Annotated in this window: 22 protein-coding genes; 11 read left to right on the top strand and 11 right to left on the bottom strand. The window is 70.8% G+C overall.

Annotated elements, in window-relative coordinates:
* Positions 1–270: 270 nt before the first annotated feature.
* Entirely contained in the window at positions 271–1590 is a 1320-nt protein-coding gene (locus tag Hbl1158_RS05860) for a KaiC domain-containing protein (protein WP_234299122.1), read from the top strand.
* An 85-nt stretch (positions 1591–1675) separates the two neighbouring features.
* On the opposite strand, the gene Hbl1158_RS05855 is transcribed toward Hbl1158_RS05860, so the two are convergent.
* The 3 genes from Hbl1158_RS05855 to Hbl1158_RS05845 all read right to left on the bottom strand — a co-directional run bounded on the left by Hbl1158_RS05855 (position 1676) and on the right by Hbl1158_RS05845 (position 4791).
* On the bottom strand, positions 1676–2215 hold the full coding sequence (locus Hbl1158_RS05855; RefSeq protein WP_234299121.1) for a CARDB domain-containing protein: 540 nt from the start codon (positions 2213–2215) through the stop codon (positions 1676–1678).
* An 85-nt stretch (positions 2216–2300) separates the two neighbouring features.
* Positions 2301–2726 carry a universal stress protein gene (locus Hbl1158_RS05850; RefSeq protein WP_234299120.1) on the bottom strand — a complete coding sequence of 142 codons (426 nt, stop codon included), beginning with the start codon at positions 2724–2726 and terminating at the stop codon, positions 2301–2303.
* Positions 2727–2823: 97 nt separating this feature from the next.
* The gene (locus Hbl1158_RS05845; RefSeq protein ID WP_234299119.1) at positions 2824–4791 is read right to left on the bottom strand and encodes an ATP-binding protein; all 1968 of its coding nucleotides are present in this window, start codon (positions 4789–4791) and stop codon (positions 2824–2826) included.
* 85 nt (positions 4792–4876) lie between these two features.
* Between Hbl1158_RS05845 and Hbl1158_RS05840 the strand changes: the two genes are divergently transcribed.
* A complete protein-coding gene (locus Hbl1158_RS05840; protein WP_234299118.1) occupies positions 4877–5209 on the top strand; it encodes a hypothetical protein in 333 nt (110 codons plus the stop codon).
* 137 nt (positions 5210–5346) lie between these two features.
* Here Hbl1158_RS05840 and Hbl1158_RS05835 read toward each other — a convergent pair whose 3' ends face one another.
* On the bottom strand, positions 5347–6624 hold the full coding sequence (locus tag Hbl1158_RS05835) for a DNA double-strand break repair nuclease NurA (RefSeq protein WP_234299117.1): 1278 nt from the start codon (positions 6622–6624) through the stop codon (positions 5347–5349).
* 276 nt (positions 6625–6900) lie between these two features.
* On the opposite strand from Hbl1158_RS05835, the gene Hbl1158_RS05830 reads away from it, so the two are divergent.
* On the top strand, positions 6901–7566 hold the full coding sequence (locus tag Hbl1158_RS05830; RefSeq protein ID WP_234299116.1) for an HAD family hydrolase: 666 nt from the start codon (positions 6901–6903) through the stop codon (positions 7564–7566).
* 48 nt (positions 7567–7614) lie between these two features.
* On the opposite strand, the gene Hbl1158_RS05825 is transcribed toward Hbl1158_RS05830, so the two are convergent.
* From Hbl1158_RS05825 to Hbl1158_RS05815, 3 genes are all read right to left on the bottom strand, one after another.
* Positions 7615–8082, bottom strand: a complete 468-nt coding sequence (locus Hbl1158_RS05825; protein ID WP_234299115.1) for a hypothetical protein — start codon at positions 8080–8082, stop codon at positions 7615–7617.
* On the bottom strand, positions 8082–8588 hold the full coding sequence (locus Hbl1158_RS05820; RefSeq protein ID WP_234299114.1) for a DUF2240 family protein: 507 nt from the start codon (positions 8586–8588) through the stop codon (positions 8082–8084). The genes Hbl1158_RS05825 and Hbl1158_RS05820 overlap by 1 nt, the downstream gene beginning before the upstream one ends.
* A 110-nt stretch (positions 8589–8698) precedes the next feature.
* Complete coding sequence (locus Hbl1158_RS05815; RefSeq protein WP_234299113.1) at positions 8699–9913, bottom strand: proteasome-activating nucleotidase; 1215 nt, start codon at positions 9911–9913, stop codon at positions 8699–8701.
* Between the two features lie 127 nt (positions 9914–10040).
* Here Hbl1158_RS05815 and Hbl1158_RS05810 point away from each other — a divergent pair, with 127 nt between their 5' ends.
* Entirely contained in the window at positions 10041–10310 is a 270-nt protein-coding gene (locus tag Hbl1158_RS05810) for a helix-turn-helix domain-containing protein (protein ID WP_234299112.1), read from the top strand.
* 102 nt (positions 10311–10412) lie between these two features.
* On the opposite strand, the gene Hbl1158_RS05805 is transcribed toward Hbl1158_RS05810, so the two are convergent.
* The gene (locus Hbl1158_RS05805; protein ID WP_234299111.1) at positions 10413–11180 is read right to left on the bottom strand and encodes a cobalamin-binding protein; all 768 of its coding nucleotides are present in this window, start codon (positions 11178–11180) and stop codon (positions 10413–10415) included.
* 181 nt (positions 11181–11361) lie between these two features.
* Between Hbl1158_RS05805 and Hbl1158_RS05800 the strand changes: the two genes are divergently transcribed.
* A complete protein-coding gene (locus tag Hbl1158_RS05800) occupies positions 11362–12360 on the top strand; it encodes a transcription initiation factor IIB (protein ID WP_234299110.1) in 999 nt (332 codons plus the stop codon).
* A 1169-nt stretch (positions 12361–13529) separates the two neighbouring features.
* Positions 13530–14216 (top strand): type I 3-dehydroquinate dehydratase, encoded by a 687-nt coding sequence (locus tag Hbl1158_RS05795; protein ID WP_234299481.1) that lies wholly within the window; start codon positions 13530–13532, stop codon positions 14214–14216.
* Between the two features lie 182 nt (positions 14217–14398).
* Here the strand turns inward: Hbl1158_RS05795 and icd are convergent, their stop codons facing one another.
* The gene (gene icd / locus Hbl1158_RS05790; RefSeq protein ID WP_234299109.1) at positions 14399–15661 is read right to left on the bottom strand and encodes an isocitrate dehydrogenase (NADP(+)); all 1263 of its coding nucleotides are present in this window, start codon (positions 15659–15661) and stop codon (positions 14399–14401) included.
* Between the two features lie 123 nt (positions 15662–15784).
* Here icd and Hbl1158_RS05785 point away from each other — a divergent pair, with 123 nt between their 5' ends.
* The 3 genes from Hbl1158_RS05785 to Hbl1158_RS05775 all read left to right on the top strand — a co-directional run bounded on the left by Hbl1158_RS05785 (position 15785) and on the right by Hbl1158_RS05775 (position 19858).
* Positions 15785–17917 (top strand): aldo/keto reductase, encoded by a 2133-nt coding sequence (locus Hbl1158_RS05785; protein WP_234299108.1) that lies wholly within the window; start codon positions 15785–15787, stop codon positions 17915–17917.
* Positions 17914–18903 carry a CDP-alcohol phosphatidyltransferase family protein gene (locus Hbl1158_RS05780; protein WP_234299107.1) on the top strand — a complete coding sequence of 330 codons (990 nt, stop codon included), beginning with the start codon at positions 17914–17916 and terminating at the stop codon, positions 18901–18903. Before Hbl1158_RS05785 ends, Hbl1158_RS05780 begins: the two co-directional genes overlap by 4 nt.
* A gap of 91 nt (positions 18904–18994) precedes the next feature.
* On the top strand, positions 18995–19858 hold the full coding sequence (locus tag Hbl1158_RS05775) for an isoaspartyl peptidase/L-asparaginase (RefSeq protein WP_234299106.1): 864 nt from the start codon (positions 18995–18997) through the stop codon (positions 19856–19858).
* Positions 19859–19885: 27 nt separating this feature from the next.
* Here Hbl1158_RS05775 and Hbl1158_RS05770 read toward each other — a convergent pair whose 3' ends face one another.
* Positions 19886–20494, bottom strand: coding sequence for a GNAT family N-acetyltransferase (locus Hbl1158_RS05770; protein ID WP_234299105.1), 609 nt, complete (start codon positions 20492–20494; stop codon positions 19886–19888).
* Between the two features lie 66 nt (positions 20495–20560).
* A complete protein-coding gene (locus Hbl1158_RS05765) occupies positions 20561–21448 on the bottom strand; it encodes a DUF63 family protein (RefSeq protein WP_234299104.1) in 888 nt (295 codons plus the stop codon).
* A gap of 55 nt (positions 21449–21503) precedes the next feature.
* On the opposite strand from Hbl1158_RS05765, the gene Hbl1158_RS05760 reads away from it, so the two are divergent.
* Positions 21504–21728, top strand: a complete 225-nt coding sequence (locus Hbl1158_RS05760; RefSeq protein ID WP_234299103.1) for a hypothetical protein — start codon at positions 21504–21506, stop codon at positions 21726–21728.
* A gap of 61 nt (positions 21729–21789) precedes the next feature.
* Positions 21790–22533, top strand: coding sequence for a deoxyribose-phosphate aldolase (deoC, locus tag Hbl1158_RS05755; RefSeq protein ID WP_234299102.1), 744 nt, complete (start codon positions 21790–21792; stop codon positions 22531–22533).
* Positions 22534–22586: the final 53 nt, after the last annotated feature.

The following is a 22586-nucleotide window of genomic DNA, read 5'->3' as shown; positions in this document are numbered from 1 at the left end:
CCCGGCAAAAAGCCATCCGACCCCTCGTCGACTTCGGTCGCTTGCCGCCTCCGATCTTCTGTCGCCTCCGATCTTCCGCCCCCGATCGAACCCTTCCGCCCCCGATCGAACCGCCCCGCGACGGCCGCCTGGGGAACATTCATGCTGACGGACCCTCTCCGGTGTGACGATGAGCGACCGACCGACGCCTCCGACCGGTCAGCCAGTCGGACGCGCCGGAGGCGGGCGCGGCGAACCCCGGACGCCCGACGCCACGGAGGTGTGCGGCCGATGAGCGACGGGGAGGACCAAGACTGGTTCGAGCGCGCACTCCGGGAGGAGACGGAGGGCGGGGATGCGAGGGACGAGGAAACGCCCGACGACAGTAGCGACGGCGAGGCGACGAGCGCCTCGGACGACGCAGGAACGGGCGACGCCTCCGAGGAGGGAAGTGACTCCCCGGAGGGCGGATTCGGCGGTCTCAGCGGCGAGGAGGGAGACGACCGGTCCGACGACGCTGGATCGTCGGAGACGATCGGATCGGAGGGCGATCCCTTCGGCGACGGCGACGAGGGCGATCCCTTCGGCGACGGTGACGAGGACGATCCCTTCGGCGACGACGACGATGGCGACGACGGGGGCGATCCCTTCGGTGGTGGAGGCGAAGACGACCCGTTCGGTGACGACTTCGGCGCGGCGATGCGGGACGCACCCGGCGACCCTGGCGGGGGCGGTCCGAGGGCAGGTGGCGGTCCGGGGGCAGGTGGCGGACCGAGTGGCGGGGACGAGTTCGGCGGGTTCGGCGGCGGCGATGGAGGTGAGGGGTTCGGCGGCGGCGAGGGCGGATTCGGCGGCGAGGGCGGATTCGGCGGTAGCGGCGAACAGACGTTCGACGAGGAGGAGTTCGACTCCGACATCGACCGGATCGACATCGGGATCGAGGGGCTCGACGAGATGATCCTCGGCGGCGTCCCCGAGCGGTCGCTGATGACGGTCATCGGGGGGGCCGGCACCGGCAAGACGACGTTCGGCCTCCAGTTCCTCAACGAGACGCTCGTCGACGGCGGCAGCGGTGTGTACCTCACCCTCGAGCAGTCTAGTGAGGCGATCCTCTCGACGGCCGAGGAGAAGGGATGGGAGTTCCGCCGCTACGACGAGGAGGGCCGCCTCGCGGTCGTCGCGATGGATCCGATCGAGATGGCGAACTCGCTGGACTCCATTCGCGACGACATCTCCCGACTCGTCACGGAGTTCGGCGCGGATCGACTGGTGCTCGACTCCGTCTCGCTGCTGGAGATGATGTACGACCGCCCGAGCAAGCGTCGCTCGGAGGTGTTCGACTTCGCCCGCTCGCTGAAGGACGCCGGCGTGACGACGATGCTGACGAGCGAGGCCAGCGAGGAGAACGCCTACGCCTCCCGGCACGGAATCGTCGAGTACCTCACCGACGCCGTGTTCGTCCTCCAGTACGTCCGCCCCTCCGACTTCCGCGAGACGCGCCTCGCCGTCGAGATCCAGAAGATCCGCGACGCCAACCACTCCCGCGAGACGAAGCCCTACGAGATCACCAACGAGGGCCTGTCCGTGTACCGCCAGGCGAACATCTTCTGACCGGCCCGCGGTTCGTCTCGTTCCACCGTCGTCACCGGTTTCCTCGGCCTAGTGCTCGTCGTCGCCCAGCGGCGCGGCGACACGGTCAGCGCTGTCTGTAGACCAGCCCCCCGAGTACCGCGAGCGAACCGATCAGCGCCGCCAGGGCGTACTCTGGGGTGTCGATACCGCCACCGAGCCCTTGCTCGTTCACCTCGACCGTCCACGGTTCGGAGGCGTCGTACCGGTGTGCGAGGTCGTCGTTGTACACGAGCACCTGCATCGCGTGAGTCCCGGGCGTCGACGCGTCGACCGTCTTCGTGACCGTCAGCGTCTCGCCAGGCGGGATCGACTCCCGTCGGATCTCAAGCGAGTCGGTCTCGTTGTCCGGCCCGGCGACGTTGAGCACGACGACCGCGGTCGCGCGCTCGTCGCCGACGTTCTCGACGGTCGCCGTCAGCGTCGTCGACTCGCCCGCCGTCAACTCGTCGCTCCCCAGACTCGCCTCGGTCAGACAGAGCTGTGCGGCCCCGTCGGCCTCACACGACCCCGACTGCGCGCCGGCCGCCCCCACGGCCGGCCCGACGAGCAGGGCCGCGACGAACAGTACGACCGCTCCGATGATGACGCTCCTCCGCGCTCCCATGCACGACGCGGTGCGCCGTCGTCCCCTAAACCCTCGCCTCCGGCTATCGAACGTGAGAAGTTCGGCCGGTCCCCGGTCGTTCGGCTCACCTGACGACCGTCACCGGCACGGGGGAGTTGCGGACGACCGCCTCGGCGACGCTGCCGAGGACGACGCGGGAGATACCGGTCCGGCCGTGGCTGCCCACGACGATGTGGTCGACGTCCTCCTCGTCGGCGGACTCGACGAGGCCGGCGGCGGGCTTGCCCACCGTCGTCGCGGTGTCGACGGTCGCGGTCTCGGGGACCGACTCGGCGACCTCCGACAGCCTCGCCTCCGCGTCGGCGGTCGCGCGCTCGTACCACTCCTCCGCGCCGCTGGGAACCCCGGCGGTGGCCGCGAACCCCGCGTCGGACGGATCGATGACCGTGACCAGCAGGAACTCGGCGTCTGGCCACTCGTCGATCGCGAACGACAGCGCCTCGGTCGCGCGCTCGGAGTCGTCGATCCCGACGAGGATCCGGTCGGTCATGGTCGGGTGGTACTCCGTGACACAATAAAAAATCAGGCCTCGGGTCGCGACCTGGCGGACCGTCGGGGGCGTCGTCGCGTCCGCCGTTCGCCGGCCGCTACTCGCCGTGGCGGGTCACGCACACCGGCAGCCCCGTCACCTCGACCGGCTCGGAGTTGTCCGGCGAGTACACCACCATCCGTCCCTTCTCCATGTACGGCACCTTCCTCGCCAGCGACGGGGGAATGTTCACGGCGGATATCGCCTCCTCGTCGCCGAGGTTGAGCACGAGTCGCGTGTTCACCTGCTTGAACACCGGGTCGGCGATGTCCTGTGGGTCCTGGGTGACGAGGAACAGGCCGAGGCGCTCCTTGCGACCCTGCTTGGCCGCCTCGGTGAACTTCGTGACGACCTGGCGCGCCTGAACGTTGTCCGCGCCCGAGAGGAAGTTGTGTGCCTCGTCCATCCCGAGGACCAGCGGCGTCTCGTCGATCCGAGTGCTCTCGGGCGAGTTCGACAGCTTGTCGTCGACGAGCAGCGCCGACACCGCGAGCACGAACATCTCCTTGGCCCGGGAGGTCGACAGGTGGTACGTCGGCACGACCGTCAGCCCGCCCGGTCGCACGAGGGTCGTGTCCAACTCGGTGATCGGCTTGGCGTCCTGATCGAACACCCCCGAGGGCACCCCGCGGACGCGACGCTTCACGGCGTCGAAGGTGGCCTCGTGGACCCGACCGGACTCGTGGAGTTCCTCCTTGAGCGACGGGTCGTCCAGGAACGAGAGGAACTGCCGGTAGGTGCCGTCGTCGTAGTTGCGGAAGAAACGGTTCAGCAGCGTCGTCAACGCGGGGTACTGGTTCTCGTTGAGCGACGCGCCGGCGACGAGCCACGGCATGTCGTAGTCGTCGATGATGGAGAAGGGGACCGTGAACTCAACCTGCTCGGCGCGGTGGCCCCGACCGGGATAGCTCACACCCGCCTCCTTCGGCACCAGCGCGACGGTGTCGTCGTGTCCGCCGTGTTGGATCCCCTCGCGGTCCAGACGGCGGGTCCACTCGTCGCCCACGGCGTCGTTGTCGTCGTGCATCTGGGCGTACTCGTCCTGCGGGTCGAACACCACGACCGCCGCCCGGGCGTCGCGGCCGTCGTCCGTCTCGTAGGTGCGCCCGAGGTACTGCCGGAGGACGTTCTTGGTCGCGTGGGTCTTGCCCGACCCGGTACCGCCGGCGACGAGGGTGTGCCGGAACACCAGGGGGTCGCCGTCGACGTAGTCGTCCGACAGTCGGTAGTCGACCGTGGGCGGTTCGGCCGCCGTCCGCACCGTCTCGCCCCCGACGGAGAGGTGGCCGAGGAACACGCCCTCCTCGGGGATGGCGAGCCCCGTCTTGATCTGGTCGGCGTCGTCGGCCTGCCGGACGAGCGCGCCGGGCTTCGGAACGCGGTCGACCATCCGTCGGCTGAGCTCTCCGTCGTCCGAAAAGAGCACGGCCTGGGGCGACAGCTCGGCGAGGTACTTGTAGTCGGCCTCGGTGAACCCGCCCGACCCGGTCCGCATCCGCCGGCGTGCGGTCAGTTCGCTGGCGTCGTCGGCGGGGAACTCCTGTGCGTACTCCAGGGCGGTGATCCGGCAGAACAGCTGTTCGCCGTCCGGGTACGGCACGATCAGGTACGTCCCGATCCGCACGTCCTCCCGGTTGTCCACCGTGATCGAGACGGTCACCCCCGTCTCCTCGTCGTCCTCCGCGACGCGCAGCCCCTCGGCCACGGTGACGGTTCCGAGCGCGTCGGCCGTTCCCGCCTCTGCGGCCGCCATGGCGAACTGCTCGAAGCCGGACTCGGCGGCCGAGTCGCCGTCCTGCTCGGCGGCCGATCCGTCCCCACGCTCCCCGTTCGACGAACTGGTCGCGTCCGTTGGATCAGTCGGATCCGTCGCGTCGGTCGGTGCCCCGGCATCGTCGTCGGTCGACGACCCCGCGGCCGTCGTCGCCGGGTCGTCCCCACGGCCGTCGTCGCGGTCGCCGCCGCCCGCGTCGAACGCTCCGGGGTCCTCGAAGTCGCCGAGGTCGGAGTCTCCCGCGTCGGTCATACTTTGGCCCTCTCGCCGGGAGGTCAAAACCGTGTCCGTCCCCCGATGCGACCCCTTATCCGACCGCGACCGTTACGCGTCGGTTGTGTTACTCGTTCGCGGACGCGCGGGCGGCACGGCCCTCACCGGCACGATCTTCGAGCGCGGCGAGCGCGCGCCGTCGTTCAAGGGCGCTCCCGACGAGGACGCGCCGTACGTCTGGGTGTGTGATTCGTTCTACGAGGTCGAGTCCGGCGGATCGGAGCTGACGATCGACGGGGAGTCGATCCGCGTCGCGTTCGAGTCGCCCGCGCCGCGGGGGTTCGACACCCGAGACCAGGCCGTCGCCGCCGCCGAGGAGCACGTCCGCACGCAGTTCGCCCGCGTCGGCGTCCCCGAGTCCGAGGTCGAAATCGAAGTCGAGAAGGAAGAGCCGTAGCTCCCTGCGCCGCAAGAGCGGTCGAATCGCCGGGCAACCGACCGGCGGGAGCGACCGACCAGCGGGAGCGACAGACCGGCGGGAACCACCGACTCGCGAGAGCCATTAATCCACGAGAGTCGCCGAACGCACGCCGTTCACTCCGTCTCCTGCCACCGAACGTCGTCGTACGTCCGCAGGTGTTCCGCGCCGAAGCGCTCCTCGAACTTCCGCCGGAGCGCCTCCTTCTCGCCGACGCCGATCCGCGCGAGTTCGTCGGCTTTCGCCACCGGCGTCGGCGGGCCGGCCTCGGCGGCGACCTCCGAGATCACCTGTCGGGTGAGTCGGTCGCGCGTCTCGGGGTCCTCCGTGAACGCCGCCGGTGCCTCCACCTTGAACAGCACGTCCTCGCGGGGCTCGTACACGTGCATGTACGTCACCTCGTAGCCCGCGGGGTCGAGCCGTCGCTCGACGCCGAGGGCGTCGCCGTCGCTGGCCAGCGGCGCGTCCGAGCCGCCGCGCGAGCGGAGCCACGAGGTGAACGTGATCGAGTCGTCGTCGCGGTCGCCGGGACCGCCCCTGTCGTCGGGGCCGGCGGCGCGGCGCTCCAGCAGGCGCGTGAACAGCGCGGCGTCGTCGGGCCAGGGAGACTCGATCCCCTTGCGGTCGAGCGTCCGCGTGAGGAACCCCGAGGTGGGATTCTTGACGAATCCGAGAACGGGAACCCCGCGCTCGATGCACGACTCGACGAGCCGGACGTACGTCTCGACGGCCTCCTGGACCGTCTCGCCGTGGGCGACTTCCCGGAGCTCGCGGTCGCGAGTGGCCCAGTTGAGCAGGCGCTTCGGATACAGCGGGCCGTCGAGCACGAGCAGGTCCTCGACGTCGCCGTGATCGAGGTGCCTGCGCGCGTGGTGTGACTCCGCCAGCGACAGCGCCAGTTCGTGGACCATCTCGTCGGCGAAGCGCCTGCTCCGGGGCACCTTCAACACCCGCCGGTCGGAGTTGCCCTCGTCGTACGACATCCAGCCGTCGGGCACGTCGGGGAACACCACGGTCGCGTCGTTGGCGTGGACGGTGACGACGATGGAGCGCCCGCGGTGGAGGTCCAGATCCGTCGGCTCCGTGCCCATCGCCGCCTGCGCCACGTCGAGGACGAGGCCGTTCTTGAACGACGTGGGGTTCAGCGTCCCCGAGTCGACGCCGTGGCTCGTCTCGAACGGTCGATCCGCCAGCGCGGCGTCCTCGACGGGCGTCCGTCGGAGTTCGTGCTCGCCGAGCGCCGCCAGCACCTCCCGGCCGTCGGCGTGCAGCGGGTCGAGCCACTCGTCCCACGCCGTGCCCGCGAGGTCGTCGTGGTCGGCGTCGTCGACCCCGTCGGCGATGGCCGAGGCGAGGTACGCGATGGTGTCGACGTGTACGGGGTCCAGCGTCACGCCACAACGCCCGCGCCGGCGGCGCAAAAGCGGTGCGGTCGTCGGTCGGTCCGTCGGGTCGTCGCCGGTGCGGTCGTCGGTCGGTCCGTCGGGTCGTCGCCGGTGCGGTCGTCGGTCGGTCCGTCGGGTCGTCGCCGGTGCGGTCGTCGGTCGGTCCGTCGGGTCGTCGCCGGCGTGGTCGTCGGTTGGTGCGCTAGGTCGTCTCCAGCGCGGTCGCCGCCGAGCCCCCGTTCCTCGGTCGCCGACTTCTTATCGACTCGCCCCCTCGCGACGACCGTGATACGCGCCGTGGGGTTCGATCTCGACGACACGCTCGCGGTCCCGGAGCGAACGCGAGCGCGACTGCTCGCGGACGCCCTCGAGGCGGGCGGGGCCGGGGAACTCGTCGGCACCGTCGACCGCGAAGCGTACCTCGCGGCCCACGCCCGCCACCGCACCGCAGACAGCAGGCTCCCCGTGTTCGACGACCTCCTCGACCCCCACGACGTCGACGCCGACCCCGCCGACGTGGCCGCAGCCTACCGCGAGGGCGTCACCGGGGCGCTCGTACCCGTCGCCGGCGCGAGAGGGCTGGTCGCGGAGTTGCGCGAGCGCTACCGCGTCGGCCTGCTCACCAACGGCCCCGTGCGCGCCCAGTCGGTCAAACTCGACCGCCTCGGCTGGTGGGAGGAGTTCGACGCCGTCCGCATCTCCGGCGACCTCCCGGCGGGCAAGCCCGACGAACGAGCGTTCGAGGCGCTGCTGTCGGCGCTCGATGTCGCTCCCGACGAGGCGGTCTTCGTCGGCGACCACCCGGTCGAGGACGTGCGCGGGGCCTCGGAGGCGGGGCTGTCCGCGGTCCACGTCCTCGGCCCCGACGACGACCCCGCGCCCGAGGCCGACGCGAGCGTCCGCCGCGACCACCTCGCCGACGACCTCCCCGGGATCGTCGACTCGCTGTGAGGCAGTCGGCGCGCCCGAACGTCCGGTCGGTCCTCGCCTCGAGAGCCACTACGCCTCGCGCTCGCGCACAACCGCCTCGAACGCCGGGAGGACGCGCTTGACGGACGCGCCGTCCGCCAGGAAGACCAGCGTCCGCGGCGGCGTGACCGCCTTCGGGCGGACGCGGAGCCCGGCCGCCTCCGCCGCCTCGGCGGCCGCGGCGGGCGCGATCCGGAACTCGACGCGGGCGCGGTCCGGCTGGACGGCGACCTCGGCGAGCGTCGACCCGCGTTCGGGGTCGCTGTCGCCGTCGCTATCGCGGTCGCTGTCGCGGTCGCGGTCGGCGATACCGTCGTCTGCTCGTGATCCCTCGTCGGCGACGCGGACGCGGTAGGCCGGCGCGCCGTCGGGCGTCGGCTCGACGTCGGGGTCGGCGTCGGTGACGGTCACGGCCGCGAGTCGGTCGCGGTCGCCCACCAGCTCCGAGGCGAGCAGCTGCGCGATCCGGACGCCGTCGGTGGTCCGTTCCTCGACCATCACTCCCCCTCCGCGTGCTCCCCGGCCGCCGGGCGAGCGTCGTCGGCGATCCCCTCGCCCTCGGCGACCAACTCCTCCCGGGCTTCGTCGGCGACCGCCTCGACGGCGACGCCGCGCTCGCGCGCGACGAGCACCGCCGCGGTCTCGAGGGTCACGCCCGCCTCCCGCTGGCGCTCGTTGGCGGCGGCGACCGCCTCGCGCTTCTCGACGCCGGCGGCGACGAGCGCGTCGACGGCCTTCTCGAACGTGGACTGCTCGGCGAGGACCGACTCGTCGGGTCGGAAGTCCGGCGGCACCGTCACCTCGGCGGGGTCGAACTGCGCGACGAGGTCGCCGTCGGCCTCCGCGAGCAGCCCGCGCCCGGTCGCGATGTCGACGAGCCGCTTGGCCTGGTCGGGCGAGAACCAGTCGCGGTCCAGCGAGAGCGCGACGACGAACTCGCCCTCGCCCATCCGGTCGGTGCCAGCGCCGCGAAACGGGGCGGCGACGGCGGCCTCCAGCGTCATGTCCTCCCCTGTGCCGCCGCGGCACAAAAGCCGCTCGTTGGGCGTCGCTGAGGGGCGGGAACGTGGTGAAAAAACCGAGGAGGGAGAAACGGTGGGAGCGAGTCGTCGGATCAGGCGAACGCGAGCGAGTCGTCGGCGTCGCTTCCCTCCTCCCGGGAGGCCTTCTCCCAGGCATTCTCGAAGTCCGTCATCCGGATCTCGGTGCGGTCCTCGCGGATGGCGAACATCCCGGCCTCGGTGCAGACGGCCTTCACGTCCGCGCCGGAGGCTCCATCGGTGAGTTCGGCCAGGGCCGCGAAGTCCACGTCGTCGGCGACGTTCATGTCGCGCGTGTGGATGCGGAAGATCAGCTCCCGACCCTCGGCCTCCGGCTTGGGCACCTCGATGAGGCGGTCGAAGCGACCGGGGCGCAAGATCGCGGGGTCGAGCATGTCGAAGCGGTTCGTCGCCGCGATGATGCGGATCTCCCCGCGCTCGTCGAAGCCGTCCATCTCCGAGAGCAGCTGCATCATCGTGCGCTGGACCTCCGCGTCGCCGGAGGTCTTCGAGTCGGTCCGCTTGGAGGCGATGGCGTCGATCTCGTCGATGAAGATGACGGCGGGCTCGTTCTCGCGGGCGACCTCGAACAGGTCGCGCACGAGCTTCGCGCCCTCGCCGATGAACTTGTGGACGAGCTCGGAGCCGGCCATCTTGATGAAGGTGGCGTCGGTCTCGTTGGCGACGGCCTTCGCGAGCATCGTCTTGCCCGTCCCGGGCGGCCCGTGCAGCAGGACGCCGCTCGGCGGCTGGATGCCGACGTCGGTGAACATGTCGGGGTTCTTCATCGGCATCTCGACGGTCTCGCGCACCTCGTTCATCTGCTCGTCGAGCCCGCCGATGTCTTCGTAGGTCACGTCCGGCGAGTGCTCGACCTGCATGACTCGGGCGCGCACGTCCGTCTCCTTCTCCAGCTTCTTCACGACGGACAGGGAGTTGTTGACCGCGACGCGGTCGTCGGGGTCGAGGTCCTCGCGCATCGAGTCGGTGACCTCGGTCAGCGCCTCCTGATTGTTGCCGTGCTGTTTGATCACGACGCCGTCGTCGGTCAGTTCCTGGACCGTCGCGACGAACAGCGGCGACTGCTTGAGCTTCTTGTTCTCGTGGGTAAGCCGCTCGAGCTTCTGTTGGTACTTGTTGTTCTCCGCGTTCGCGTCCAGGAGCTTGTCGCGCATCTCCTCGTTCTGGGACTCGAGAACCTCGAGGCGCTCCTGGAGTGCCTCGATCTTCTCCTGCTGCGACGTCTCCTCCTCGTAGGGAAGATCGACGTCGTCAACGGTGTCGGTCATCGCCCACGCTAGGGCGGTCACTACCAAGAGACTTCGGGTCGGGGTGAGGATCGTGTCGATTAGATGCTCGTGAGTAATCGAAAATATAGTAAGTATTAACCAGCGGCATTCCAATGTGGGAGACACGATGAGCGCATCCGACGCTGAGGCCGTTCGCGAGGGAGACGCACAGACCGACCGGTGGGAACGCGTTCGCGACCTCCCGCCGAGCGCGAAGCTAGTCGCGAAGGTGCTGGAGTACGAGGGCACCCTCAGTCAGAGCGAACTCGCCGAGGAGACGCTGCTCCCGCCGCGGACCGTCCGCTACGCGCTGTCGCGTCTGGAGGAGCACGACGCCGTCGACTCCCGGTTCTCCTTCACCGACGCGCGAAAGCGACTCTACTCGCTGAGCCTGTAACGTCGATTCTCGTTTCCCGTTTCTCGCCTCCCGTTTCTCGCTTCCCGCGCCCCCGAGGTCTCCCGCCGTCACTCGATCGCGTCCGCGAGCCGACGACGAGTCTCACTTCTCCGCCGCGACCTCGACCCCGTGGAGGATCCCCGCGAGCCGCTCGATCCCGTCGATCAGTCGCGGACTCGGCTGATTCAACAGGGAGTCGTCGACGACGTGGACGGCGGCGTCGACGTCCCAGTCGCGGTCGGCGAACACCGACGGCGACGCGACCGCACCGTCGCCACACCAGTGGACGACAGCGTGGTCCGGGTCCGCGCGCTCGACGGTCGACCCGTCGACCGCGCTCGAGCGATCGCCGGCGTCGACGAACGGGTAGCGACCGCCCGCGGCCGCGACCGCGTCGGGCACCCAGTTGCCCGCGGCCATCGGGGGGTCCCCCCACTCCTCGGCGTAGACGACCGGGCGCTCCTCGGGGTCGTCCGGCACCGCGCGGCGCACCCGGTCGACGCGCTCGCGACACGACTCCGCCAGGTCGTCGCCGGCCGCCGACCGGCCGACGGCCGCGCCGACCGACTCGACGTACGCGAACACGTCGACCAGCCGCGTCGGTTCCGCGTGCGTCACGGGGAGGCCGCGCTCGCGACACGCCGCGACGGTCTCGCGCTGGAGCGCGTCGCAGGTCAACACGGCGTCGGGCTCGAGTCCCGCGACCGCGTCGAGGTCGGGGTTCGGCCAGCCCCCGACGACCGTCGGATCGTCGGCACCCGACGGCACCGAGCAGGCGTGAGTCACCCCGACCAGCGCGTCGCCGGCCCCGAGCGCAGAGAGCGTCGCGGTGGCGCTGGGCGCGAGCGAGACGACGCGGTCGGTCATCATCGATCGGCCGTGAGAACCCGCCACACAAAAGCCTCCCGTCCGGCGATCTGCGGATCACGGTACGGCGGGGCATACCGCACTCGCGTACCGTTTGATTTATATACTGATCGGACTTCCTTTGAGCACAGAGTCACCCGGGGTTTTTTGTATCCCGTTTCGGGCTCACGCCCCCTCAGACGCAATGAGCGAGAACACCAACACCCGACGCCGACCCGCCGGGCGCGAACGACGAACAGCACACGAACACGAATCCGAATCCGAAGAGGAACGGCAGTCCGGCGACGAGTTGGCCTGTCCGGAGTGCTCCGGTAACGTCATCCAGGACGAGGAACACGGCGAGACCGTCTGCGAGGAGTGCGGCCTCGTCATCGAGGAGGACTCCGTCGACCGCGGTCCCGAGTGGCGCGCCTTCGACGCCGCCGAGAAGGACCAGAAGTCCCGCGTCGGTGCCCCGACCACGAACACGATGCACGACAAGGGGCTGTCGACCAACATCGACTGGCGCGACCAGGACGCCTACGGGCGCTCGCTGGGCGCGCGCCAGCGCCAGAAGATGCGCCGCCTGCGCAAGTGGAACGAGCGCTTCCGCACCCGCGACTCCAAGGAGCGCAACCTCAAGCAGGCCCTCGGCGAGATCGACCGCATGGCGTCGGCGCTGGGGCTCCCGGACAACGTCCGCGAGACCGCCTCCGTCATCTACCGCCGTGCGCTCGACGAGGACCTCCTGCCGGGCCGCTCCATCGAGGGCGTCTCCACCGCCTGCGTGTACGCCGCCGCCCGGATGGCCGGCGTCCCGCGCAGCCTCGACGAGATCAGCGACGTATCGCGCGTCGAGAAGGACGAGGTCGCGCGCACGTACCGCTACGTCGTCCGTGAACTGAAGCTCGAGGTCAAGCCCGCCGACCCCGAGCAGTACGTCCCGCGGTTCGCCTCCTCGCTTGAACTCTCGGAGGAGTCGGAGATGCGCGCGAAACAGCTTCTGCGCAACGCCAAGGACAAGGGCGTCCACTCGGGCAAATCGCCCGTCGGCCTCGCCGCCGCGGCCGTCTACGCCGCCGCGCTGCTCACCAACGAGAAGACGACGCAGGCGGCGGTCTCGGAGGTCGCCGACATCTCCGAGGTCACCATCCGCAACCGCTATCACGAGCTGCTGGAGGCCGAGGACGGCCTCGTCGCGTAGTTCCGGCGCCGTGCCCGTCTTCGCGGTTGTGGAGTACGACGGGACGAGAATTGGCTATCGGTAGCGCTGTCGAATCGCTGATCGATAGACAAAAACGACGTGGTCAGTGCCGGGCAGAGTGGTACGGTCACTACCGTCGGGATCGGCGTTTCGCATGGCGCTGTAGGTCGAACGGTAGTGGTGACACGCGAACACTCACGAGATAGTGGCGAGTCTCACAACAGATCGTTCTCGCTCCGTGTCGAACGCGGTATCATGATCGCGACGAATGTGGTTTGCTGCTGTCTTAGATAGGCAAATTTATCGATCTATCGAGCGTATCTTCTCTCCATGACCCACCGTCGAACCCTTCTTACTTCCGCTGGGTGCGCGCTGGCATCGCTGGTTGCTGGCTGTGGCAGACTCTCCCCGACGGAATCCGACGATAAGTACGTCGAGGTTTCAGACCAGAGCGTTTCCATCCTACCACGTGGGTGTACACAGCGGAACCGAGAGAGTGTGAGTGAAGCCTTCACTCGATGGAACGATGGACAAACACGAGCACGTATCGAGGGTACCGTTCCCGCCGAGAAGAGCTGTGACAACCTAACCGTCCGCCCGTTCACGACTCGTGGCAGGGAAGGATATGTTATTCTCGAAGTCAGTACAACCCCGAGCGGAGAGGAGTGTGCACAGTGTGAACAGGCTGAAATTTCCTATCGTGTGGAATTAGAGTTCACGGAACCGGTTCGATTCTATCGATTGCTTCACGTGTGGCAGGACGATGAGGGTACGACCACCGAACTGGTAGCGTCGGGCGATCCCAGCTCGGATTGATTTCTTATTTTGGGTATTAACCCAAACACTTCATTTTATATTTGGTAGTAGGTGGCTCTCCGATGGGTATTTATTGAGACATCGCCTGCAACGCTCTCACGTTCCCGGTCGGTCGCCTCGAAGTTCGAGCCAGACTCCCCCCGACGTTCTCCATGAACGATGACACGGAGCGGAGATACCACATCGGCTCCCTGTTCGAAGCTGAAGATCTCCCGGCAGCCGATGGTGAATACGTTGTCGATTCGTGCGGGCAGTGAGCCGACGGATGCGATCTCGTGACAGGCCACTTGAAAACAAATTCTGAGAACCACCTCCGAGAGATTTTAACGCAGGAAGTCGGAATGCGGGCTATGATCTTTGGCTCGTTCTCGCTCGCGGCCGCGACCGCCGACCTCGCCGAGGAGCCGGCGGCCCGCGAACACGCCGACTGCCTGGAGTTCCGGATGGACCTGGCCGACGAGCCGCTCGCGGCGCTTTCGGCCTACGACGGCGAGCTTCCGCTGCTCGTGACGAATCGCCCGCGCTGGGAGGGCGGCGACACCGCGCCGTACGGCCGGCTGGACGCCCTCGCCGAGGCCGTCGATCACGACGCGGTCGCCGCCGTCGACGTGGAGCTTGCGACCCTCCGCGGGCGACCGACGGGCACCAACGAGGTGACTCCGACCGAGTTGGTCGAGCGCGCTCGCGCCGCCGACGCCGCGGTCGTCGCGTCCGTCCACGACTTCGACGGCACGCCCGCGCCGGCGGCGCTTGACGGGCTCCTGCGCGCGGCAGCCGCCGCCGGCGACGTGGGGAAGCTGGCCGTCACCGCCCGCACTCGGGAGGACGCGCTGGCGTTGCTGTCGGCGACCCACCGCGCGACCAACCGCGGCGACCGGGTGGCGACGATGGCGATGGGCGAGGCGGGGAGCCACACCCGGGCAGTCGCGCCGGTGTACGGCTCGCTGATCGGCTACGCGCCCGTCGACCCCGCCGACGCGACCGCACCGGGGCAGTACGACCTCGCAACGATGCGGCGGCTGGTCGACGACCTCCTGTGAGCGGAACGAACGCCGCCACCTCGCCCGGAGCGTCCGACGGCGGCACGCTGATGGTCGCGACGCGCTGGTGATCGCGGCGCGCTGATGACCGCGACGCCCGGCTGTCGGCGTTTCGCGGCGAGTGAAGAAACTGGAAATTCGAGAGCGGGTGCGGCGACCGAAGCCGCCGCGTCGACGACCGCTTACGCGAGGTCGTGGATGCGCTCGACGACCTCCTCGGCGAACTCGGAGGTGGCGAGTTTCGTCGCGCCCTCGCGCTGGCGCTCGAGGTCGTAGGTGACGCGACCCTCGCTGATCTGCTGCTCGACGGCGTCGCGGACGAGGTCCGCGGCGTCGCTCCAGCCGAGGTAATCGAGCATCTCGCGGCCCGAGAGGATCATCGCGGTGGGGTTGACCTTGTCCTGCCCGGCGTACTTGGGCGCGGAGCCGTGGACCGGCTCGGCCAGCGCCTTGCCCTCGCCGTAGTTGACGCCGGGGGCGATGCCGAGGCCGCCGATCTGCGCGCCGGCGGCGTCGGACATGTAGTCACCGTTGAGGTTCATCGTCGCGATGACGTCGTACTGGTCGGTCCGCGTGAGGAGCTGCTGGAGCATGTTGTCGGCGATGCGGTCGTTGACCACGACCGTGCCCTCGGGCTGCTCGCCGTCGTGCTCGTCCCACAGCTCGTCCTCGGTGATAACGTCCTCGCCGTACTCCTCCTCGGCGACCTCGTAGCCCCAGTCGCGGAAGGCGGCCTCGGTGAACTTCATGATGTTCCCCTTGTGGACGAGCGTGACCGAGTCGCGGCCGTTGGCGACCGCGTAGTCGATGGCCTCGCGGATGAGGCGCTTGGAGCCGAACTCGGTGATGGGCTTGATGCCGATGCCGACGGGGCCGTCGTGGATGGTCGAGTCGAAGCCCATGTCCTCCTCGACGAACTCGCGGACCTCCTCGACCTCGTCGGTGCCGGCCTCCCACTCGATGCCGGCGTACACGTCCTCGGTGTTCTCCCGGAACGTGATCATGTCCATCTCCTCGGGGTTCTTCACGGGCGACGGAACGCCGTCGAGGTGATAGGTCGGTCGGACGTTCGCGTACAGGTCGAGCGTCTTGCGCAGCGCGACGTTGAGCGAGCGGAAGCCGGACCCGACGGGGGTCGTCAGCGGGCCCTTGATGCCGACGCGGAACTCGCGGAACGCCTCGACGGTCTCGTCGGGGAGGTTCTCGTCGTACTTCTCGCGGGCGGACTCGCCGGCGTATACGCGCATCCAGGCGATGGAGCGGCCCGTGGCCTCGGCGGCGGCGTCGAGCACCTTCTGGGCCGCGGGGCCCACGTCGGTGCCGATGCCGTCGCCGTGGATGATCGGGATTATCGGGTTCGCGGGGACGTCGAGTTCGCCCGTCTCCTCGTCGGCGAGGGTGATGACCTCGCCCTCCTCGGGGCGGTCGGCGATGTCGTAGCTCATAGGCTACCGCCGACTTCCGACGGCGAGCGAAAAAGCCTGCCGTTCTCCGTCTCCCGCGGCGTTCGACCGACGGCGCGGCGATCCGGCCTCCAATTATTTGGTCGTGGGGGCCGTTGACGGATCGTGGACTGTCTGTTCGTCGGTGCGGGTGCAGTCGCCCGGAAGTACGCCGCCGGGCTTCCCGAGTCGTCGCTGTCGCCGTCGGCGGTCTGTGACCTCGAGCGCGGTCGGGCGGCGTCGCTGGCCGCCGAGGTCGGAGACGCCGCGACGGATTCCGGCGGCCCCGCGATCTACGCCGACCTCGACGCCATGCTCGCAGCGGAGGACGCCCCGCTCGTCGTCAACCTCACCGGCCACGCGGCGCACGCGGCGGTGACCCGGGCCTGCCTCAGCGCCGACCGCCACGTGTTCTCGGAGAAGCCGCTGGCGCTGGATCCCGCGGAGGCGGCCGGTCTTCTCGACCTCGCCCGCGACCGCGACCTGGCGCTCGGCTGTGCCCCCATCGCGCCCGAGTGCGACGCCCAGCGCCACGCGCGAACCCTCCTCGACGACGGTCGCCTCGGCGACGTGCGACTGGCGTACGCGACCGCTCACGTCGGCCGCGTCACCGAGTGGCACGACCGCCCGGACTCGTTCCTCTCCGTCGGGCCGCTGTTCGACGGCGCGGTGTACCCCCTCTCGGTGCTCGTCGACTGGTTCGGTCCCGTCGAACGGGTCCGCGCGGCCGACGCCGTCGGCGCGTGGCCCGAACGCGAGGGCGCGACCCCGGACGCCCCGCCGCACGTCGAGGCGACCGTCGAGTTCGCCGGCGCTGGTGCCGGCGGGGACGCGCCCGGGGCGGACGCGGGCACGGGGCCGGTCGTCTCCCTGCGGGCGAGCCTCTACGCGGACCACCGGAGCCGGGAGTTCTACTCGCTGGAGCTCCACGGCGACGACGGAACCCTCTATCTCGACGACGCGGGCGCGATGGCCGCCGACCGCGACGCCGTCCGGGTCCGCGGCGGCGACCGCGAGTCCGTGTCCGCGCCGCACCCGCGCCCGCGACGCGAACGCTCGCACCTCGACGGCCCCGACCGGCTCGCCCGGGCGCTCGCCCGCGGGGACCGCCCCCGCGATTCGGCCCGACGGGCCGCCCACGTCGTCGCCGTCTGTGCGGCGATCGAAGCCGAGGCGACGGACCCGGATGGGACCGGTCGTCCGGTGGCCGGCGTCGGCGGCGGGGCCGACGCCGGCCCCGCCACCGACGCCGGTGGCGACGCCGACCGCGGCGGCGACGGCGTCGCGACCGCGTCGCTCCGTCGCTCCGATCGCGGCCCGCCGCCGGTGCGTCCGCTGGCGGGCGCAGAGGGCCGTCTCGGCGGCGCGCGCTCGCGCTCGGCCGCGGTTCGCCTCCCGCCGGTCGGCCTCGGCTGTTCCCGGTATCGCGGCGACGAGTACGTCGACCGGATCGACTCGATCGCGACCGCACTCGACGCGGGCTATCGCCTGCTCGACTCGGCGGAGCTGTACGGCAACGAGTCGCGGATCGGCGACCTGCTCGCGTCGCCCGGCACGCCGGACCGCGAGGGGCTGTTTGTGCTCGGGAAGGCGTGGAACACGAACCACGGCCGCATCAGGGAGGCCTGCGAGGGGTCGCTGTCGGAGCTGGGGATCGACTCCTTCGACTGCTACGCCCTGCATTGGCCCGACGCGTGGGCGTACACCGAGCCCCTCCGGCGGCTCGCGGAGCGGCCGATCGATGAACGAGAGGCGCTGACCTTCCCGACCGACGACGACGGCGAGCGCGCGACGGCCGACCGCGACCTCGCTGACACGTGGCGCGACCTCGCCGCCCTCCGCGAGGAGGGCCTGACGCGGACGATCGGCATCTGCAACGTCGGCCGCGACCGGCTGGCCGAACTCGTCGCGGAGACGGGGATCGCCCCCGCGGTCGTCCAGGTGGAGCGCCACCCGTACACGCCGCGCGAGGACCTCGTCTCGTGGTGTCACGAGCGGGGAATCCGGGTGATTGCCCACTCACCGTTGTCCGCACCGGGGCTGCTCGACGACCCGGTCGTCAGCGAGGTCGCCGACGAGGCCGGCGTCTCTCCCGCGGCGGCCGTGCTGGCGTGGAACGTCGCCGACGGCGTCGTCCCGATCCCCGCGAGCACAGACCGCGAGCACGTCGTCGAGAACCTCGCGGCCGCGCGGGTCGAACTGACCGACGCCCGGCGGGCCCGCCTGGACGGGCTCGCGGACCCGGAGTTCGAGCGATGACCGACGCGGGAGTCGACGGCGACGACGGCGGCGATGCCGACTGCGGTAGCGACATCGACTGCGGTAGCGACATCGACGACGGCGACGCGCTCGCTGTCGCTCGGTCGCTCGTCCGTCCGGGCCCGGTCGCGCTCGCCGTGCTCGCCGGGTCCGCGAGCGCGCTCGCGGGGGGCGCGGCCGCGCTCCTCGTCGGCGTCGGGGCCGGGGTCGCGCTGGCGTGGGCGGCCCCCGCGACGGTCGTGTTCGGGTGGGAGTGCGCGTTCCTGCTTCGACGGCGACGGCCGAACCGCTCGCCCGGGGAACCGTCGGGTGCGGGGAGCCTCGCGGGGGGGCTGGGCGTCGCCAACGCGGTGACGCTCGTCCGCGGGTGGCTGTTCGCAGGCGTCGCGGGGTTCCTCCTCACGGGGCCCCTGCCCGGCGCGTGGGCGTGGGCCCCGGCCGCGCTGTACGGCGCTGGGGCCGCGCTGGACCTGCTCGACGGCGCGGTCGCCCGCGGCCCGGGTCGGGTGACGCCGCTGGGCGAGAAACTGGACATGGGGTTCGACACGCTGGGGTTCCTCGTCGCGCCGTTGGTGGGCGTCGCGTGGGGTCGTATCCCCGTCTGGTACCTCGCGCTGTCGGCGGCCCGGTACCTGTTCAAACTGGGTCGGTGGCGTCGTCGCCGGCGCGACCGCTCCGTGTTCGATCTGCCCGACAGCCGGGTTCGCCGACCCCTCGCGGGGCTCCAGATGGCGTTCATCGCCGTCGCGCTCGCGCCCGTACTCCCGCCGGGGGCCGTCGCCGCGCTCGCTGCCGTCGTCGTCGCGCCGTCGCTGGCTGTGTTCGTCCGGGACTACCTCGTCGTCTCGGGACGCATCCGGCGGCCGCAGCCCGAGGAGGTGAGGTCGCAATCGACGCCGCCGTCGCCGCCTGACGCCGGCGGCGACGCGACGCGAGACCGCGCCCGCGACGGCGACCCAGGGGGCGAGCCGTCACCCGACGACTGATCGCCGGCCGTGTCCCCGGCGTCCCCGACACCCCCGGCGTCCGCCGACCGCATTCCGTGGATTCATGTCGACCGGTGCCGCCGCTGTGCCCGTGCGAGTCATCTGCCACGGCGGCGCGGGCGGCGTCCCCGAGGAACCGGAGCCCAGACAGGCGACCCTCGACGAGGCGGCCGAGGCCGGCACCGGCGCGTCCGGCGTCGTCGACGCCGTCGTCTCGGCCGTCGAGGTGCTCGAGGAGTCGCCGCGGTTCAACGCCGGCTACGGCGGCGCTGTGCAGTCTGACGGCGTCGTCCGCACGGACGCGGGAGTCATGACCGACGAGCGCGACGCGGGCGCGGTCGCGTCGATGCCGGGCGTGGCCAACGCCGCGAGCGTCGCCCGCGTCGTCATGGAGGAGACGCCTCACGTGTTCGTCTCGGGCGTTCACGCGGTCGACCTGGCCGACGACTTCGACGTCGACGCGGAGCGCGACCTGTTGACCGACGAGACGCGCGAGGCGTACGAGGACGCGGAGCCGCCGGCGGTCGACGCCGGCGCGCGCGAGCACCTCGAGTGGATCGAGGACCGCTTCGGGGGGCACGACACGGTCGGCGCGGTCGCCCACGACCCGACGGACGACTCCTTCGCCGCCTGCACCTCCACCGGCGGGCGCACGTTCGCGCTGGCGGGTCGCGTCGGCGACGTGCCCCAGATCGGCTCGGGCTTCTTCTGTGCGCCCGCCGGCGGCGCGAGCGCGACGGGGGCCGGCGAGGACATCGCGCGGGCGACGCTGACGCGACGGGCCGTCCGCCACCTGGAGGACGGACTGGACGCGCAGGCGGCGGCCGACCGCGCGATCGAAGAGTTCGGCGAGCTGACCGGCTCCTCGGCGGGCGTCATCGTGCTCGACGAGGGCGGGTCCGGCTCGGCGTTCAACTCCGAGGGGATGCAGACCTCGATCGCGACCTCGGAGTGATCGGGTAGCCGGCCGGCGGATCCGTGCTCACACGGGGTCGAGCCGTCTCCACAGCTCGACCACCGTCCCGGTCACGCCGCAGTCGTCGCCCCCGAACTCGTGGGCGACCTCGCGGACTCGCTCGTAGCCGTGGCGCTCGTAGAAGCCGACCGCGTTCAGCGAGGCGTGCATCCCCAGCGACGCGAGGCCACGGTCGCGTGCCTCGCGTTCGAGATCCGAAAGCAGCAGCGATCCGACGCCTGCGCCGGCGTGGTCCGGGTGGACGTACACCGCCTCGACCGCGCCCGCGGGGTCCACGCCGGCGTCGTCGTCGAGGTAGTCGCGACTGTCGGGAACGAGGGTACCGAAGCCGACGACGCGACCCGGTGAGTCTGCCTTTCCCTCGCCGTCCGCCTCCCCCTGGGTGTGCGTCTCCCTCTCGCCGTCCGTCTCTCCGCCGGTGTCGACGAGGGCGACCGTGTCGTACCGTGCCCCGGCGTCGCCGAGGTGGTCGTAGTCGGCGGGCGACCGGTCGCCGGCCCACGCCTCGACCTGCCGTTCGTCGTATCCCTCGGGACCGAGACCCCGGATCGACGCCTCGTGGACCCGACAGACTGCGGCGGCGTCGGCGGCGGTCGCTTCCCTGACGGTGACCACGGCGGGTGCAGGCGACCTGTCGACAAGGAGCTTCGGGTGCTGTGTCGCTCGCTCCGACCGCGCCCCTCACACGGTCTCGACCGCGAACAGCAGGGCGTTGTGGACGCCGGGGCCCAGCCCGACGGCCGTCACGAGCGCGAGCAGCGCGTGGCCGTAGCGCGGTTCCTCGCGCACCGTCGGCGCGACCGCGACGACGACGAGGCACGCGACCGCGAGCTTCACCAGCACGAACAGCCAACCGGCACCCAGCGCCTCCGCCGTCGGGAGTCCAGCCGCGAACTCGATGATCAGCCGGGAGGCGGGCGTGCGCTCGCCGAAGCCGAGCAGGTCGATCCCCACGGCCGTCGTGACGCCGTCGACGGCGTGGGCGGCGACCGCGAGCAGTCCCACGCGGCCGGCGATCCGAGCCGACTCGCGAAGGCGGTACAACAGCGCACCGGTTCCGACGCCGAGGGCGGCACCGCCGACGAGCCCCGCCGTCGGGAGCGCCGGGGAGAGGGTCCCGTTCGAGAGCCCGTAGCCGACGACGCCTGCGATCGCCGGAACGAGCGCGAGCCCGCCGGCGATCCCGAGCGCGAGAGCGTCGTCGCCGTCGGTCGATCGGGCCGCGAGCCACACCGCGCCGGCGGCCGCCGCGGTCGTGAGGTACGCGCTCGGCGTGCCGAACAGCGGCATGACGGCGGCCGGAAGCGCGCCGAGGCCGAACAGGACGTGGCCGGCGGCACCGACGCACATCCACGGGACCAGCGCGAGCACGTGGCGCTCGCCGAAGTCGGGGTCGGCCCGCCGGAGAGCGAGACCGACGGCCGCGAGCGTGATCGCGAGCGCCAGGAGGTACGGCAGCGGCGGCAGGCCGAACCCGGCCGGCAGGAGTTGGCCGGGAACCGAGGCGATAGGCGGGAACGGCGACGGCAGCGCGAGCGCGGAGGCGGACGCCGACGCGGACGGGTACATGCTCGTGCGGGCGGCCCGCCGAGTGAAAGCGTTGTGGGAACGAGATCGAGTCGGCGTGGGAACGGTGCAGAAGAACTACCTCGGAGCCGTGAGACCGCCGACCGTGAATCGAGCCCTCCGCGCGCTGATCGCCCTCGGCGTCGCTCCGTTCACCATGGCGTTCGCGTTCGTCGTCGCCCCCGATCCGACGGGGACGCTCCCGTTGGTGATCGGACTCGCGACGTCGGCCGTCGCCGTTCCGGCGGCGTACCTGGCGATCGCGCGCAGCGAACGGGGGTGACGGCCGGCAGGCGGCGACGCCACTCGGTAGCTTTTCCGTCCGTCGGGGCGTCCGTCCGAGTATGACCGACGACCCCGACGGCGACGCCCGCGACGCCCCGGAGGCTCGCGACGACCGTGACGCCCGCGACGCCCCGACACCGCGTGAGATCGCCGATCCCGAGTCGCTCTCGGCTGCCGAGTTCGCGGCGACGATCGACCACACGGTGTTGGGGCCGGAGACGACGTTCGCGGACGTGAAACGGGTCCTCGACGAGGCGGCCGACCTCGGCATGAACGCCTGTATCCCGCCGTGTTACGTCGCCGAGGCCGTCGAGTACGCCCCCGATGTGACGACCGCGACCGTGATCGGCTTCCCGCACGGGCAACACGCCCCGTCGGCCAAGCACGCCGAAGCCGAAGACGCCTGGCGCGAGGGGGCCGACGAACTCGATCTCGTGATCAACGTCGGGCGACTGAAGGCCGGCGAGACGGACGCCGTGTGCGAGGAGATCGCGGAGGTCGTCGCCGCCGTTCCCGTTCCGGTGAAGGTGATCATCGAGACGGCGCTGCTGTCCGAGGAGCAGAAGCACGCGGCGTGTGCGGCCGCCCGCGACGCCGACGCCGCGATGGTCAAGACCTCCACGGGCTTCGCCGAGGGAGGCGCGACAGTCGCCGACGTGGAACTGATGAGCGAGTACCTCCCCGTGAAAGCCAGCGGCGGCGTGGGGAGCTACGACGAGGCGATCGCGATGCTCTCGGCGGGAGCGGTCCGGATCGGCGCGTCCTCCGGCGTCGCGATCGTCGAGGGACACCCCGAGGTCTGACCGAAGCGGGGTCGGGAGCCGGCCGACCGTCGGGCGGGCGACCGACGCGTCGC

It is taken from the genome of Halobaculum sp. CBA1158, from assembly GCF_021431925.1.
GTDB lineage: Archaea > Halobacteriota > Halobacteria > Halobacteriales > Haloferacaceae > Halobaculum.
The sequence above is the reverse complement of the archived record's forward strand: the minus strand, read 5'-3'. Positions and strand labels throughout refer to the sequence as shown.

Coding starts and splice junctions, on each gene's coding strand:
- Hbl1158_RS05860 (WP_234299122.1), top strand. CDS start 271: ATGAGCGACGGGGAGGACCAAGACTGGTTCGAGCGCGCACTCCGGGAG.
- Hbl1158_RS05855 (WP_234299121.1), bottom strand. CDS start 2,215: ATGGGAGCGCGGAGGAGCGTCATCATCGGAGCGGTCGTACTGTTCGTC.
- Hbl1158_RS05850 (WP_234299120.1), bottom strand. CDS start 2,726: ATGACCGACCGGATCCTCGTCGGGATCGACGACTCCGAGCGCGCGACC.
- Hbl1158_RS05845 (WP_234299119.1), bottom strand. CDS start 4,791: ATGACCGACGCGGGAGACTCCGACCTCGGCGACTTCGAGGACCCCGGA.
- Hbl1158_RS05825 (WP_234299115.1), bottom strand. CDS start 8,082: ATGGTCGAGGAACGGACCACCGACGGCGTCCGGATCGCGCAGCTGCTC.
- Hbl1158_RS05820 (WP_234299114.1), bottom strand. CDS start 8,588: ATGACGCTGGAGGCCGCCGTCGCCGCCCCGTTTCGCGGCGCTGGCACC.
- Hbl1158_RS05815 (WP_234299113.1), bottom strand. CDS start 9,913: ATGACCGACACCGTTGACGACGTCGATCTTCCCTACGAGGAGGAGACG.
- Hbl1158_RS05810 (WP_234299112.1), top strand. CDS start 10,041: ATGAGCGCATCCGACGCTGAGGCCGTTCGCGAGGGAGACGCACAGACC.
- Hbl1158_RS05805 (WP_234299111.1), bottom strand. CDS start 11,180: ATGATGACCGACCGCGTCGTCTCGCTCGCGCCCAGCGCCACCGCGACG.
- Hbl1158_RS05800 (WP_234299110.1), top strand. CDS start 11,362: ATGAGCGAGAACACCAACACCCGACGCCGACCCGCCGGGCGCGAACGA.
- icd (WP_234299109.1), bottom strand. CDS start 15,661: ATGAGCTACGACATCGCCGACCGCCCCGAGGAGGGCGAGGTCATCACC.
- Hbl1158_RS05780 (WP_234299107.1), top strand. CDS start 17,914: ATGACCGACGCGGGAGTCGACGGCGACGACGGCGGCGATGCCGACTGC.
- Hbl1158_RS05765 (WP_234299104.1), bottom strand. CDS start 21,448: ATGTACCCGTCCGCGTCGGCGTCCGCCTCCGCGCTCGCGCTGCCGTCG.
- deoC (WP_234299102.1), top strand. CDS start 21,790: ATGACCGACGACCCCGACGGCGACGCCCGCGACGCCCCGGAGGCTCGC.